Below are 14,524 nucleotides of genomic sequence, written 5' to 3' on the forward strand. Positions count from 1 at the left end.
GCCGAGGCACCACGCCGCGTGCACTCGGTGCCGCGCCGCGCCGCGCTCGGTGCCGCGCCGCACGCGCTCGGGTGCCGCGCGCTCGTGTGTTAGGAGGGGTCCCCTGCTATACACCAGGCGTTAGCCGGGGGCCCTTCCTTACCTCGGGTCGGTGAGCAGGTCGGACAGGCGGCGGGCCTGGGTCTCCCAGCGCCACTCCCGCTCCACCCAGGCGCGGCCGGCCGCCCCGAACTGGCGGGCCAGGTCCCGGTCGGTGAGCAGGGTGACCACCCGGTCGGTCAGCTCGGCGAGGTCCCGGCCGTCGACCACGTACCCGGTCTCGCCCTCGCGGACCGCGTCGGGCGCGCCGCCGGAGTTGCCGGCCACCACCGGCAGACCGGCCGCCGACGCCTCCAGGTAGACGATGCCGAGTCCCTCCACGTCCAGCCCCCGGTTGCGGGTGCGGCAGGGCATCGCGTAGACGTCACCGGCCGCGTAGTGCGCCGGCAGCTCGGCCTCGGGGATCGAACCGGTGAAGACCACGTCCCGCTCCACCCCGGCCTGGCGGGCCAGCCGGGCCAGCGTCGCCCGGTACGGGCCGCCACCGACCACCAGCAGCGCGGCGTCGGGCACCCGGCGGCGGATCAGCGGCAGTGCCCGGATCAGCATGTCCTGGCCCTTGCGCGGCACCAGCCGGGACACGCAGACCACCACCGGCCGGTCGGAGAGCCCCAGCCGGTGGCGTACCCCGCTGCCGTCGACCGCCGGGTGATAGAAGTCCACGTCCACTCCGGGTGCGAGCCGGCGCAGGTCGGTCAGGCCGTCCAGCGCCCGCGCCAACCGGGTGCGGGTGTACTCGCCGAGGTAGGTCACCACGTCGGCGCCCCGGCCGATGCGCCGCAGCGCGGTCCGGGCCACCGGGAGCGCCGCCCAGCCCACCTCGTGCCCGTGGGTGAGGGCGACCACCCGCCGTACGCCGGCCCGTCGCCGCAGCCCGTTGGCGAGCAGCCCGAGCGGGGCGGCCGCGCCGAACCAGATCGTGTCGCAGTCGTAGGCGCGGGCCAACCGGGCCGCCCGTCGGGCGATCAGCGGGGTGGGCAGCAGCACCTTGGTGCGTTCACGCACCACCTCGTACGGCTGGTCGGCGTCGAACTTGTCGGCGTCGGGCCAGCTCGACGCGTAGACCACCACCGAGCCGGCGGGCTGGTGCACCGCGAGGTTGTGCACGAAGGACTGGATCCCACCCGGCCGGGGCGGGAAGTCGTTCGTGATCAACAGCGTGCGGCTCATCGGCCGGCCTCTCGGGTGTAGGCGCGGGCGGCGGCGATCCGCTCCACGGTGGACGGGTGCGTGGCGGAGTAGAGGTACTCCCAGCGGGGCGGGTCCGGGTCGCCGAGGTTGACCGAGGAGATCCGGCGCTGCATCGCCTCGAACGCGGCCGGGTCACCGGTCAGCGCCAGCGCGTGCGCGTCGGCGCGTGCCTCCAGCCGCCGCGACATCAGCGCCTGCATCGGCGTGAACACCAGTCCGGCCACCGTGACCAGGGCGAGCAACAGCGGGAACGCGCGGGGCTGGGCGACCGAGTCCACCCCGGCCATGCGCAGCAGCGGCGGCCAGGAGCCGATCAGGTAGAGCGCCACCACGGCCGCCGCCGCGCCCAGCGCGCCGGTGAGCGTGAAGATGGGCACGTCCCGGTCGCGGGCGTGGCCCAGTTCGTGGGCCACCACGGCCTTCACCTCGGCCGGGGTCGCCTCGCGCAGCAGGGTGTCGTAGACCACCACCCGCCGGGTCGGTCCGATCCCGGAGACGTACGCGTTGACCGCGTTGGTGCGCCGGGACGCGTCGGCCACCAGCACGTCGCGCACGGGTACGCCGTCGCGGTCGGCCAGCTCCATCAGCTCGGTGCGCAACGGGCCCGGTTCCATCGGACTGATCCGGTTGAACACCGGCTCGACGAGCACCGGCAGCACGAAGGAGAGCAGCACCACCAGGGTGGCCGCACCGGCCGCGCCGAACGCCCACCACCAGCGGGGCGCCAGCCGGATCACGGTGTAGAAGCCGAGCAGGGCCACCGCGCCGATCACCGCGCTGACCGCGTACGACTTGAGCAGGTCCACCGCCCAGCCGCCCCACCCGTTGGTGGCCAGCCCGTACCGGGTGAGCACGCTGTGCCGCCAGGCGGCGAACGGCAGCGTCAGCAGGTCGGCGACGAGCACCACGGCCAGCCCGCCGAGGATCGCCTGGGCGGTCCAGTGCCCACCGAACGGGCGCCCGGCCAGCTCGACCAGGCGGCTGCCCAGCGGCGTCAACCCGAGCGCCAGCGCCACCAGCAGGCCGATGCCCAGCGCGGCCCAGCCGCCGGGGCGCAGCGCCGCCCGGAACTCCCGGGCCCGCTCGACCTGTTCGGTGGGCAGGTCACGCAGCGCCGCGAGCTGGTCGGCGCGGGGGGCCGGCGGACGCTGCCACGGGATCAGCACCAGCGCGGCCAGCACCACGGTGAGGCCGAGGACGACCAGGGTGAGCACCGCCCAGCCGCGCGGACTCACCGGGCCGTCCCGCCGTCACCACGGCCGGCACCGGGCCCGACGCCCACCGTGCGCCTCATCTCGCCGCTCCTGTCGCCATGGGCGCTCATCCTATTGCCCGCCACGACCGGGGCCGCGCCCGCGCCGAGCAGACCGGGCATCGCCGCCGAGCCGGCCCACCGTCGCGCGCGGTCGCTCGGACCGGCCGGGTCAGGAGCGGGCCAGCCGCCGCAGCAGCGAGTCGGCCCCCAGCGGGTACGCGCCGTGACGGCGTACGCCGTCGGCGACCTCCCGGTCGGAGGAGACCACCACCACCGCGCGACCGGGCGGCTCGGCGCGGACCAGTCGGCGGATCAGTTCGTCGGCGGTCTCCCCCTTGCGGGAGAAGAGCACCCGCACCCCGCGCGGGGTGGGTGGCAGTCCATGCATGCGTTCGGCGCCGTCGAAGACGACGGTGACCTCGTCACCGGTCTGCGCGGCGATGCCGCCGAGGCCGCTGATCAGGCGCTTGCGTTGTTGCTCCAGGGACATCTCGCCGAAGCCGCGCTTGGTCACGTTGTAGCCGTCGACGACCAGGTGGGCCCGGGGCAGCGCGAGCAGTTGGTCCAACCGGCCCGGGTCGTCGGTGTCCTGGGCGCGGGCGGCGGCACCGGCCGGGGTGGCCGCCGACGAGTCGGCGTAGGTGTCCGCGACGAAGTCGGCCGGCAGTTTGTCGACCGGGTCCAGGGCCAGCTCGCGGCGCAGCCCGACGGCGGCCTGACCGATGGTCTCCAGCAGCAGCCACAGCCGCGCGTCGTCGACCGAACGGGCCTCCTTGGCGCTGGACCGGGCCACCCCGGCCGCCGCCTCGGCCTCGGCCAGTCGCGCCCGGGCCCGGCGCAGCTCGGCGTCGGCGTCGGCCGCCGCGCGGGCGGCGCGGCCCCGCTCGGTGGCGAGCAGTTCGGCCGCCCGGCGCTCGCGGGCCTGGGTCTCCCGGAGCGTACGGGCCAGTTGGCGGGCCTCCTCGCGGAGCTGACCCATCTCCTCACGGACCCGGGCCACCTCGTCGCGCAGCTTGTCGGCCTCGACCCGGGCCACCGCCCGGTCGTGCTCGGCGCGGGTGGCCCGTTGCTCGGCCAGGCGGACCAGCTCGGCGACGACCGCGCTGTCCGCCTCGGCCCGGACCGCCGCGCCGCTGGCGTCGATCAGCTCGCGCCAGCCGCGAGGTCGGGCCAGATAGGCCAGGGCCGCCACCTCGACCGGGTCGGCGGCGGCGGGTGCGGTCCCCTCCACCACGGCGGTGCCGAGGTCACCGGCGTCGGCCAGGACCCGGGCGGTGACCCGCTGCCGGAACAGCGGGTCGGCGGCGAGCTGGGCGGCGATCACGGGCGCGCCGAGTCGGGCCCGGCGGTTGGGGGCGAACTTGGCGACCCGGCGCAACGGCACGGGCACCTCGTCGGAGGGCAGGCTGGGGAGCACGGCGGCGGTGAGCGAGACGATCCGTTGGCGGACCGGCTCGGGCAGGCTCGGCTCCGGCTCCGCCGGCTCTCCAGCGGTCGCCGCCCCGTCGGCAGAACCCACCTCACCAGCGGCCGGCACCGTGACGACCTGCTCCTCCTGCGGGAGGTTGTCGTCGGACGGCTCGGTGAGGGGCATGTGGCAAGTCTCCCACCGCGACCGGGCCCACCGCCTGGTGAGTGAGCCGATCTCTCATCCTAGACCGGTGGTGACGTACGGGACCCATGGGACGCCCGGGACCGGAGTGTCGCACCGGGCGGTTAGCGTGCCGGCGATGGCACAACAGGAGTACCTCCAGCCGGCGCTGGCCGGGCTCGACCCGACCGTCGACGGCGTCGACCCGGCGCTGCCCCTGTACGCGACGACGTTCGTGGTGGTCGACCTGGAGACCACCGGTGGTGCCCCGGACGGCGGCGGGATCACCGAGATCGGCGCGGTCAAGGTGCGCGGCGGCGAGGAGCTGGGGGTGTTGGGCACCCTGGTCAACCCCGGAGTCCCGATCCCGCCGTTCATCACCGTGCTGACCGGCATCACCCAGGCGATGCTGCTGCCGGCGCCACCGATCGAGCAGGTGCTGCCGAGCTTCCTGGAGTTCGTCTCGGACGCCGTGCTGGTGGCGCACAACGCGCCGTACGACGTCGGTTTCCTCAAGGCCGCCTGCGCCCGGCACGGCTACCGCTGGCCGAACCTCCGGGTGCTGGACACCGCCGCACTCGCGCGCCGGGTGCTGCTGCGCGACGAGGTGCCCAACCGCAAGCTCGCCACGCTGGCCGCGTACTTCCGGGCCGGCACCCAGCCGACCCACCGCGCGCTGGACGACGCCCGGGCCACCGTGGACGTCCTGCACGGGCTCATCGGCCGGCTCGGCGGCCACCGGGTCGACACCGTCGGCGACGCCATCGAGTTCTCCCGCGCGGTCACCCCGACCCAGCGCCGCAAACGGCACCTCGCCGAGGGCCTGCCCCGGTCCCCGGGTGTCTACATCTTCCGGGCCGCCGACGACCGGCCCCTCTACGTGGGGACCTCCCGGGACATCGCCACCCGGGTCCGCAGCTACTTCACGGCCGCCGAGAAACGCGCCCGGATGTCGGAGATGCTGGCCGCCGCCGAGCGCGTCGAGGCGGTGGAGTGCGCGCACCCGCTGGAGGCCGAGGTCCGCGAGCTGCGGCTGATCGGGGCGCACGCGCCGCCGTACAACCGACGGTCGAAGTACCCGGAGCGGATGGTCTGGCTGAAGCTGACCGACGGGCCGTACCCCCGGTTGTCGGTGGTCCGGGAGATCTCCCCCGGCGACCGCGCCTACCTCGGTCCGTTCACCTCGCGGCGCACCGCGGAGCTGGCCGCCGCCGGTTTCCACGACGCGGTGCCGCTGCGACAGTGCACCCACCGGCTGTCGCTGCGCACGATCACCCCCGCCTGCGCCCTGGCCGAGCTGGGTCGCTGCCCGGCGCCCTGCGAGCACCGGATCACCCCCCAGGAGTACGACGACCGCGCGGTGCAGCCGTTCGCCACCGCCACCACCGGTGACCCCCAACCGGTGGTGGACGCCCTGCTCGCCCGGATCGAGACGCTCGCCGCCGCCCAGCGCTACGAGGAGGCCGCGACGCTGCGGTCCCGGCTGGCCGCGGTGCTCCGGGCCACCGTGCGGATGCAGCGGCTCGCCGCGCTGAGCGGGATCGCCGAGCTGGCCGCCGCCCACCCGGCCGCCGGAGGTGGCTGGGAGCTGGCGCTGGTGCGGCACGGCCGGCTGGCCGGTGCCGGGGTCTCCCCGGCCGGCGTCCACCCTCGACCGACGCTGGCCACGATCCGGGCCACCGCCGAGACGGTGTCGCCCGGTCACGGTCCGGTCCCGGCGGCCACCCCGGAGGAGTCGGAACGGATCCTGTCCTGGTTGGAACGTCCGGAGACCCGGCTGGTCGAGATGTCGGACAGTTGGGCCTCCCCGGTGGCCGGCGCGGGCCGCTTCCGGGACCTGCTGGAGAAGGCCGAGAGCGGCGCATCTCACCAACTCTGGTCCGAACGCTCATGAGCAACTGTCCGATCGGACTACGTCGGCTCACTTACTCTGTTAAGGAAGTGCATTCCTGCCCGTTTCGAGGGTCTGCTCCCGGTTGCCGGTCTCCGGCACTCGCGGGGTGGGCGTCAGGGGGTGTCCCAGGTGGACGTCGACGCCGGACATGGCGGAGCCCTGGGCGGTGCGCTCCCGACACAGCCGGGTGAGCTGCCCCTGGCCCGTAGGCTCCGCTCACTGCTGACCTGGCCCACCGCCGAGGCCGAGCCGGTCGGCCATCTGGTCCGCACCCACCGTGCCATCCACACCGGCACCGACCCGGCCGTGCTGCGCCGGGCGTACACCATCGCGGAGAACATGCACCGGGGGCAGTTCCGCAAGAGCGGGGAGCCGTTCATCACGCACCCGCTCGCGGTCGCCGAGATCTGCGCCGACCTGGGCATGGACACCACCACCCTGGTCGCGGCGCTGCTGCACGACACGGTGGAGGACACCCGCTACACGTTGCAGGCGCTGGCCGAGGACTTCGGCCACGAGGTGGCGCATCTGGTCGACGGGGTGACCAAGTTCGACAAGGCGTTCTACGGCAAGGCCGCCGAGGCGGAGACCATCCGCAAGATGATCATCGCAGCCGGCAAGGACGTCCGGGTGCTGGTCATCAAGCTCGCCGACCGCCTGCACAACATGCGGACCCTGGGCGTACGCTCGGCCGCCTCGCGGGAGCGGATCGCCCGTAAGACGCAGGAGGTGCTGGTACCCCTCTGCGACCGGCTCGGCATCCAGACCCTGAAACGGGAGCTGGACGACGTGGTGCTGCTGCACCTGGAGCCGGACGAGCACTCCCGCATCGCCCGGCACGTGCACGACCGCCCCGGATGGGACAGCTACCTCGCCGAGGTGGTGACCCAGTCCCGGGTGGCGTTGCGCCGGGGCCGGGTCGACGCCACGGTGGCCCCTCGCCCCCGCCACCTCTACTCGATCTGGAAGGACACCGTGTCCGGCGGGCACACCGTCCCGTACGACCTGCCCCGGATCACCGTCGTGGTGGACGGCCCGGCCACCGACTGTTACGCCGCCCTCGGCGCGATCCACGGGCTGTGGCGCCCGGTGCCGGGCCGGTTCAAGGACTTCATAGCCTCGCCGAAGAACAATCTGTACCGCTCCCTGCACACCACCGTCTGCGGCCCCAAGAACCGCACCGTCGAGGTGCTGATCCGCACCGAGGAGATGCACCGGTCCGCCGAGTACGGCGTGGTGGCCGACTTCCGCTTCCCGCGCTCCGGTGGTGCCCGCGCCGAGCAGCTCGACTGGCTGCGCCGGGTGCTCAACTGGGAGCAGGACGCCGCCGACCCGGCGCAGTTCCTCCAGTCGCTGCGCTGCGACCTGTCCGAGGCGCAGATCCAGGTGGTCGCCGAGGGCCGACAGGTCGTGCTGCCGGGCGGGGCCACCCCGGTCGACCTGGCGTACGAACTCGGCACCGACCGGGGTGACCGGTGCCTGGCCGCCCGGATCAACGGCCGGCTGGTGCCGCTCTCCTCCGAGCTGGAGGAGGGCGACGTGGTCGAGATCTTCACCGAGACCGACGCGGAGAGCGGCCTGGACGCCGAGGTCGCCCCGCGCGGCCCCCGCCGGGAATGGCTCGGCTTCGTCAAGTCGCCGCACGCGCAGATGCAGATCAACCGGTGGTTCGCCGACCACAGCGAGCCCGGCATCTCGATCAGCGACAAGGTGCGCCTCGGCCGGGCCACCATCGGGCTGGCCCTGCGTCAGCACAACCGGGGCCTGGCCAGCGACCTGCCGCTGCTGCGGCTCTCCGAGGAACTCGGCTACCCGGACCTGGAGACCCTGCTGGTCGCGGTCTTCGACCGGGTGATCGAACCGGACACCGTGGTACGCCAGCTCATCGACCTGGTCGACCACCGGCAGTGACCGGCCGGCCGTCCCGCGACGCGCGCCCGGCGTACGGCCACTAGCCTGGAACCATGATCCCCCGCTCGCGCCGCGCCGCACGCGCCGTCGCGTACCAGGTCTTCTACCGGCTGCCCCTGCCGGTACGTCGTCAACTGGTCCGGATGGCGGTACCCAAGTACATCGTCGGCGCCGTCACACTGCTGCGCGACAGCGAGGCCGACGGTGCCGGTCGGCTGCTGCTGCTCCGCCAGCCACCGGGGCGCGGGTGGACGCTGCCCGCCGGTCTGCTGCAACGCGGCGAGAACCCGGCGGTGGGTGCGGCCCGCGAACTGCACGAGGAGACCGGCGTCCGACTCGCCCCGGCCCGGCTGACCCCGGCCACACCGAACGCGATCGTGCACGCCAAGGGCTGGGTCGACATGGTCTTCACCGCCGAGGTGCCGGCGTCGACCACCGCGCTGGAGGTGGACGGGGCGGAGGTCTTCGAGGCCGTCTGGCATCCGCTGGACGACCTGCCCAAGCTGACCTGGCCCACCGCCCGGCTGCTCGCCTACTACGGCATCGGCCCGCTGACCGACCGGTTCCCGCCCCCACTCCCCGACACCGCGCCGTGAGCGGCCCGGACGCCGGTCCGACCGGCGCACCGGCGGGCGGGATCTGCGCGGTGGTGCTCGCCGCCGGCGAGGGCACCCGGCTGCGCCCGCTGACCGAGCGGGTGCCCAAGGCGCTCTGCCCGGTGGGCAACGTACCGCTGCTCGACCGGGCCCTGGCCCGGCTCGCCGGTCTCGGCCTGACCGGGCCGGAGACGGTCGCCGTCAACGCCAGCTATCTCGGCGAGCAGGTCGTCGAGCAGGTCGGTACGCGCGCCCACCTCTCCGTCGAGCCCGACGGTCCGCTCGGCACCGCCGGTGGGGTGGGCCGGCTGCGGGACTGGATCGCCGGGCGGGGCGTCCTGGTCGGCAACGCCGACGCGTACCTGGCCGATCCGGCCGCACCACCCGGGCCGGACATCGCCGCGCTGCTGCACGACTGGGACGGTGACTCCGTACGCCTGCTCGGCCGACCCGCGCCGGACCCCACCGCGCCGGGCACCTTCGACGGCCACGTCTTCACCGGCTTCTCGCTGCTCCCCTGGCGGCTGGTCCGGGACCTGCCGCCGGTCTTCGGCGACCTGGTCCGCGCGGTCTGGCGACCGGCCGAGGCCGACGGCCGGCTGACGGTGGTCCCCTACCCGGGAACCTTCGTCGACACCGGCACCCCGGCCGACTACCTCGCCGCCAACCTGCACGCCGCCGGCGACGACAGCCTGGTCGACCCGACCGCATCCGTCACCGGCGGCTGCCACCGCAGCGTGGTCGGCGCGGGTGCCACCGTGGCCGGCGAGGTGACCCGCAGCGTCGTCTGGCCGGGCGCCACCGTCGACGCCGGTGAACGCCTGCACGAGGTGATCCGCACCGCCACCGGCCTCACCGTCCCGGCTGCCTGACCCTGCTTCCTCCGGTTCCTTCCCCGGGGCCGGTCGGATCGGTCGGGTCTGTCCGCCCGATCGGAGCGTGCGGCAGCGGTACTCCGGGGCGGGTCCGGCAGGCAGGCCATAGCATGGGCAGCGACGCCGACGAACGGAGAGACCTGCCGTGATCACCGCGATCGTCCTGATCGACTGCGCCACCGACTCGATCCCCGAGGTGGCCGAGGCGCTGGCCGACCTGCCCGGGGTCAGCGAGGTCTACTCGGTGGCCGGACACGTCGACCTGATCGCCATGGTCCGGGTCCGCCAGTTCGAGGAGATCGCGCAGATCATCGCCGGCAGCATCTCCAAGGTGCCCGGAGTGCTCAACACCGAGTCGCACATCGCGTTCCGCGCGTACTCCCGGCACGACCTGGAGGAGGCGTTCGCGATCGGCCTGGGCGCCACCGACTGACGCGCCACCACGCTGCCGGTCCCGGCGCCGAGGTGCTTCGCGGCCCTTCGCGCTGGGGAGACCGAGGTCCTGCGCGGCCCCTTTGCTCTGCTTCAACCCACGCAACGGTTCGCGCCGAAAAGCAGTGCGTCGGTTGAAGCAGAGCAAAGGCCGGACAGAGAACTAGCTGGAGTCCTCAGCCGAGCGGTCCGCTTCCTGCCACGACGGGACGAGCCGGTCCATCCTGGAGGACGGACCGGCTCGCCGCGTTCACCGCCGGATCAGCTCTCCTGCGGCACCGGGACCTCGGTGACACCCGGCGCCGGGGACTCGGTGGTGCCACCCGGGGTCTCCTCGGTGACGCCCGGAGCCGGGGTGGTGCCACCCGGAGCCGGCACCGTGCCACCCGGGCCCGGCGTACCGCTGGCGCTGGTCTGCGGGACTGGGATGCCCAGTTCCTCGGCCAGCGTCACCAGGGCGTCGTAGTGCGCCTGCAGCACCGGCAGCGCGGTCTGCGCGAGCTGGACCACCTGCGGCTCGGTGCCCTGCGAGATCTCCGTCTGGGTCGCCTGGATGGCCTGCAGGTGACCGGCCAGACCCTGGGTCACCCAGAGCCGGTCGAACTCCTCACCACTGGCGTTGTTCAGCTGGTCGAGAGCCGTCCGCTGATCAGGGGTGGGCTCGTTCGGCAACTGGACGTTGAGCTGCCCGGCCACGTCCTGCACCGACTGGTCCAGCTCGGTGTGGTCCGTGACGAACTGCTGCGCCAGCTCCTTGACCTGCTCGTTCTCGGCCTTCTGCTGAGCCAGCTCACCTGCGGCGATCTCGTACAGGTTGACCTGGTGCACCGCCTGCAGGTACTGCGTGTCCTGTTCCGAAGGCTGCGCCGCCGCCTGCGCTGCCGCAGCGGGCGCGACACCCACCAGCACCAGTGCGGCCAGCAGGCCGAGGCGTTTGATACCCAACATGCTTCCTCCCCGTTGAGACGTTGGACCGCACGGATACCCGGCTGGCCGGGGTTATTCCTGCGATCCGACGACGGGCGGGAAGCTCCGGCGGCGGGGTGGAAGGCCCACAACGGGCGTGGCGCCCGCCGGATCTCTCCGGCGGGCGCCACGTCACGCGGTGACGGAACTCAGCGGCGGGACTCGCCGCTGCCGATCTCCTCGCGCTCCGCGCGCGGCTCGACGGGCGGGTGACCCGGCGACACCGGCGCCTCCGCCGGCTTCTCGATCGGGTAGAAGAAGCCCCGGATCGCCGGCCCGAGCGCACCGAGCCGGTTCATCTTCTTCGGCACCACCCAGCCCGCGTAGTCCAGCTCGGTGTGTCCGTGCTCGTCCGGTGCGGTCAGCGGCTGGTGCACCTCGACGAACCGACCGTCCGGCAGGCGCCGGATGATGCCGGTCTCCACACCGTGGGCCAGGACCTCCCGGTCGTGCTGTTGCAGACCGAGGCAGATCCGGTAGGTCACGTAGTACGCCAGCGGCGGAAGGAGCAGCAGACCGATCCGGCCCGCCCAGGTCATCGCGTTCAGGCTGATGTGGAACTTGTCGGCGATGACGTCGTTCGCGCCGGAGAGCGTCAGGATCACGTAGAACGTGATGGCCATGGCGCCCAGGCCGGTCCGGAACGGCACGTCGCGGGGACGCTGGAGCAGGTTGTGGCTCCGGTAGTCCTTCAGGTAGCGGGCCTCCATGAACGGATAGAGCGTGGAGAGCCCGACCAGGATGCCCGGTAGCACCACCGTCGGCCAGAACAGCGGTGGAATCACGTACCCGTCGCCGATGGGTATGTTGATCTCCCAGTCCGGCATCAACCGCGTCGAGCCGTCCAGGAACATCACGTACCAGTCGGGCTGGCTGGCCGCCGAGACCACCCACGCCTCGTACGGGCCGAACAGCCAGAGCGGGTTGATCTGGATCAGGCCACCCATCAGCGCGATCACGCCGAAGACGACCATGAAGAAGCCGCCCTGCTTGATCGCGTACCGGGGGAACATCCGCTCGCCCACGACGTTGTTGTTCGTCCGGCCCGGACCCGGCCACTGGGTGTGCTTCTGCTTGAAGACCAACCCGAGGTGGACGCTGATCAACGCGACCAGCAGACCCGGGATGAGCAGCACGTGGGCGATGAAGAACCGGCTGATGATGATCGTGCCGGGGAACTCGCCGTCGAAGACCGCGGCGGTGACCCAGGTGCCGATCACCGGGATGGAGAGCATGATCGCCGAGGCGATCCGCAGACCGGTGCCGGAGAGGCCGTCGTCCGGAAGCGAGTAGCCGGTGAAGCCGGCCAGGAAGCCCACCCAGAACAGCAGCGAACCGATGATCCAGTTGGTCTCACGCGGCTTGCGGAACGCACCGGTGAAGAAGATCCGGAGCATGTGCACCACGATCGCCGCCATGAACAGCAGCGCGGCCCAGTGGTGCATCTGCCGCATGATCAGGCCGCCCCGGACGTCGAACGAGATGTCCAGCGTCGAGGCGTACGCGGCCGACATCGGCGTACCCCGCAGCGGGGCGTAGCTGCCGTTGTAGATGACCTCGGTCATCGTCGGCTCGAAGAAGAAGGTCAGGAAGACACCGGTCAGCAGCAGGACGATGAACGAGAAGAGCGCGATCTCGCCCAGCAGGAACGACCAGTGGTCCGGGAAGACCTTGTTGAGCAGCTTGCGCAGGGGGGTGGCCACCTGGAAGCGGTCGTCGACCGCCCGGGCGGTGTTGCCCGGAACCGCTGCTACGTCAAACTTGCGCCGCTTCACGGCCGCTCCCAGAAGTCGGGCCCGACGGGTTCGGTGTAATCGGACGTCGCCACGAAGTAGCCCTCGGAGTCCACCTCGATCGGCAACTGCGGCAGCCGCCGGCTGGCCGGACCGAAGATGGGCTTGGCGTTGTCGGTGATCAGGAACTGCGACTGGTGACACGGGCAGAGCAGGCGGTTCGTCTGCTGCTCGTAGAGGCTCGCCGGGCAGCCGGCGTGCGTGCAGATCTTCGAGTAGGCGGCGTAGTTGCCCCACATGTAGTCGCCGTGGCCCTCGCGCTCGTTGTTGCGGCGCGAGGTCTCGGCGTCGGCGTCCCGCAGGTGGATCAGCAGGGTGGGCGAGTCGGCGTGCAGGTTGCTGACCCCGTGCTCGATCCCCGGGAAGACGGTGATCTGGCCGCCGGCGCTGATGTCGGCGGGGCGGATCGGCCGGCCGTCCTCACGGACCAGGCGGATCTTCTGGCCGTCCTGCGGGGCGAAGCCGGTGGTCATCATCTGGTCGTTCTCGTGCGGGTCGGAGATCAGGCCACCGACCAGCGGCGCCGCGGCGACCGCACCGACCGGCACCAGACCGGCCAGCAGCGACATGCCGAGCAGCGGGCGGCGCTTCACGCCGAGCTCGTCGGCCATGTAGAGCATGGTCTGCCCGGTGATCGTCCGGTCCTCGCTGGCCACCACGCCCTCGTGCCGGTCCTGGATCGACACCTCCTTGGGCAGCAGCTTCTTGCCCCAGGTCAGGATGCCGAAGCCGATGCCCAGCAGGGCGATGCCGAGGGTCGTGCCGAGCAGCGGGGTGAAGTACTTGTCCCCGCCACGGCCCGGCTGGTACTCCCAGGGCCACCAGATGTAGACCGCCAGGAAGGCCGTCGCGGCCAGGCCGGTGACCAGGAACATCCCGGCGACCGTACGGACCAGCCGGCGCTCGGCCTTGCTGCCCGGCGCGACCTGCTCCTCGTAGTGGACGATCTCGATGTCGTCCCGACGGGCGCCCTCGCGGACGATGTCGAACCGGCTCAGTGCCGGGTCGTTCACGTCCACCGTCTCTCGGCCCGCGTGGGCTGGCTGCTCGGTGTGGGTGCTGGTTCGCTCGGTCACGACTTGCCCGCAATCCACAGGCTGGCGAAGACGAGTGCGACGATGCCGATCAGGAAGATCGCGACGCCCTCGGTGGAGGGTCCGTACCGGCCCAGGTTGAACCCGCCCGGGTCACCGTCCGACTTCAGCGTCTGCTGGATGTAGGCGATGATGTCGGCCTTCTGCTCCGGCGTGATCTGGTTGTCACCGAAGACCGGCATGTTCTGCGGGCCGCTCAGCATCGCGGCGTAGATCTGCCGGTCGGTGGCGGGCGCGAGGCTCGGTGCGTACTTGCCGGAGGAGAGGGCGCCGCCGCCGCCGCTGAAGGCGTGGCACTGCGAGCAGTTGATCCGGTACAGCTCGCCGCCGACCGCGATGTTGCCGTCGGAGTGCAGGTTGTCGCCGGCCGGCACGACCGGGCCGCCACCGAGCTCCTGGACGTACGCGGCGAGCTGGTCGATCTCGTCCGGGGTGAACACCGCGGGCTTGCGGGCCGCCTGGGCCTCCTGCCGGGCCATCGGCATCCGGCCCGAGCTGACCTGGAACTCGACCGAGGCCCCGCCGACGCCGATGAGGCTCGGCCCGCGCCCCTCGACACCCTGCGCGTTGCGACCGTGGCAGGTCACACAGCTCACGTCGAACAGCGCCCTGCCGTCCGCGGCGGCGCTGCTCAGCGGCGGGTTTTCCTGCGCCGACGCGCTCGGGGCGAGGACGGTGTAGGCGCCGCCGGCCAGCATCAGCGCGGCGACCAGCCGGACCGCGGCACCCAGCCGACGGCGGCCCCTGCTGGGCGCCACGGGCCGCCCGCGCAGCCGCGCGAGCAGGCCGCGTCGGCGGTCGTTGTCAGAAGTCATGACCTGTGTCCT

Annotated in this window: 12 protein-coding genes; 5 read left to right on the top strand and 7 right to left on the bottom strand. The window is 72.7% G+C overall.

The window, feature by feature from the left end:
* Window positions 1–138: 138 nt before the first annotated feature.
* The 3 genes from ACFYTT_RS19660 to ACFYTT_RS19670 form a co-directional block, all read right to left on the bottom strand.
* The gene (locus tag ACFYTT_RS19660; protein ID WP_387260909.1) at window positions 139–1,269 is read right to left on the bottom strand and encodes a glycosyltransferase family 4 protein; all 1,131 of its coding nucleotides are present in this window, start codon (window positions 1,267–1,269) and stop codon (window positions 139–141) included.
* A complete protein-coding gene (locus ACFYTT_RS19665) occupies window positions 1,266–2,525 on the bottom strand; it encodes a M48 family metallopeptidase (protein WP_387260912.1) in 1,260 nt (419 codons plus the stop codon). The genes ACFYTT_RS19660 and ACFYTT_RS19665 overlap by 4 nt, the downstream gene beginning before the upstream one ends.
* A 189-nt stretch (window positions 2,526–2,714) precedes the next feature.
* Window positions 2,715–4,139: an NYN domain-containing protein gene (locus ACFYTT_RS19670; protein WP_176094911.1), complete on the bottom strand. Its 1,425-nt coding sequence runs from the start codon at window positions 4,137–4,139 to the stop codon at window positions 2,715–2,717.
* Between the two features lie 136 nt (window positions 4,140–4,275).
* Here ACFYTT_RS19670 and ACFYTT_RS19675 point away from each other — a divergent pair, with 136 nt between their 5' ends.
* The 5 genes from ACFYTT_RS19675 to ACFYTT_RS19695 all read left to right on the top strand — a co-directional run bounded on the left by ACFYTT_RS19675 (window position 4,276) and on the right by ACFYTT_RS19695 (window position 9,845).
* Window positions 4,276–6,030, top strand: coding sequence for a DEDD exonuclease domain-containing protein (locus ACFYTT_RS19675; RefSeq protein WP_387260915.1), 1,755 nt, complete (start codon window positions 4,276–4,278; stop codon window positions 6,028–6,030).
* Between the two features lie 129 nt (window positions 6,031–6,159).
* A complete protein-coding gene (locus ACFYTT_RS19680; RefSeq protein ID WP_131054103.1) occupies window positions 6,160–7,941 on the top strand; it encodes a bifunctional (p)ppGpp synthetase/guanosine-3',5'-bis(diphosphate) 3'-pyrophosphohydrolase in 1,782 nt (593 codons plus the stop codon).
* A gap of 53 nt (window positions 7,942–7,994) precedes the next feature.
* Complete coding sequence (locus ACFYTT_RS19685) at window positions 7,995–8,537, top strand: NUDIX hydrolase (protein ID WP_131054104.1); 543 nt, start codon at window positions 7,995–7,997, stop codon at window positions 8,535–8,537.
* Window positions 8,534–9,409, top strand: coding sequence for a sugar phosphate nucleotidyltransferase (locus ACFYTT_RS19690; protein WP_387260918.1), 876 nt, complete (start codon window positions 8,534–8,536; stop codon window positions 9,407–9,409). The genes ACFYTT_RS19685 and ACFYTT_RS19690 overlap by 4 nt, the downstream gene beginning before the upstream one ends.
* 148 nt (window positions 9,410–9,557) lie before the next feature.
* Complete coding sequence (locus tag ACFYTT_RS19695) at window positions 9,558–9,845, top strand: Lrp/AsnC family transcriptional regulator (protein WP_131054105.1); 288 nt, start codon at window positions 9,558–9,560, stop codon at window positions 9,843–9,845.
* Window positions 9,846–10,105: 260 nt separating this feature from the next.
* On the opposite strand, the gene ACFYTT_RS19700 is transcribed toward ACFYTT_RS19695, so the two are convergent.
* From ACFYTT_RS19700 to ACFYTT_RS19715, 4 genes are all read right to left on the bottom strand, one after another.
* Window positions 10,106–10,792, bottom strand: a complete 687-nt coding sequence (locus ACFYTT_RS19700) for a DUF4142 domain-containing protein (RefSeq protein WP_176094913.1) — start codon at window positions 10,790–10,792, stop codon at window positions 10,106–10,108.
* A gap of 167 nt (window positions 10,793–10,959) precedes the next feature.
* The gene (locus ACFYTT_RS19705; protein ID WP_131054107.1) at window positions 10,960–12,585 is read right to left on the bottom strand and encodes a ubiquinol-cytochrome c reductase cytochrome b subunit; all 1,626 of its coding nucleotides are present in this window, start codon (window positions 12,583–12,585) and stop codon (window positions 10,960–10,962) included.
* Window positions 12,582–13,679 carry a ubiquinol-cytochrome c reductase iron-sulfur subunit gene (locus tag ACFYTT_RS19710; RefSeq protein WP_131054108.1) on the bottom strand — a complete coding sequence of 366 codons (1,098 nt, stop codon included), beginning with the start codon at window positions 13,677–13,679 and terminating at the stop codon, window positions 12,582–12,584. The genes ACFYTT_RS19705 and ACFYTT_RS19710 overlap by 4 nt, the downstream gene beginning before the upstream one ends.
* A complete protein-coding gene (locus ACFYTT_RS19715; RefSeq protein ID WP_176094914.1) occupies window positions 13,676–14,512 on the bottom strand; it encodes a cytochrome c in 837 nt (278 codons plus the stop codon). The genes ACFYTT_RS19710 and ACFYTT_RS19715 overlap by 4 nt, the downstream gene beginning before the upstream one ends.
* Window positions 14,513–14,524: the final 12 nt, after the last annotated feature.

This window comes from Micromonospora sp. NPDC003816 (genome assembly GCF_042874705.1).
Lineage (GTDB): Bacteria > Actinomycetota > Actinomycetes > Mycobacteriales > Micromonosporaceae > Micromonospora.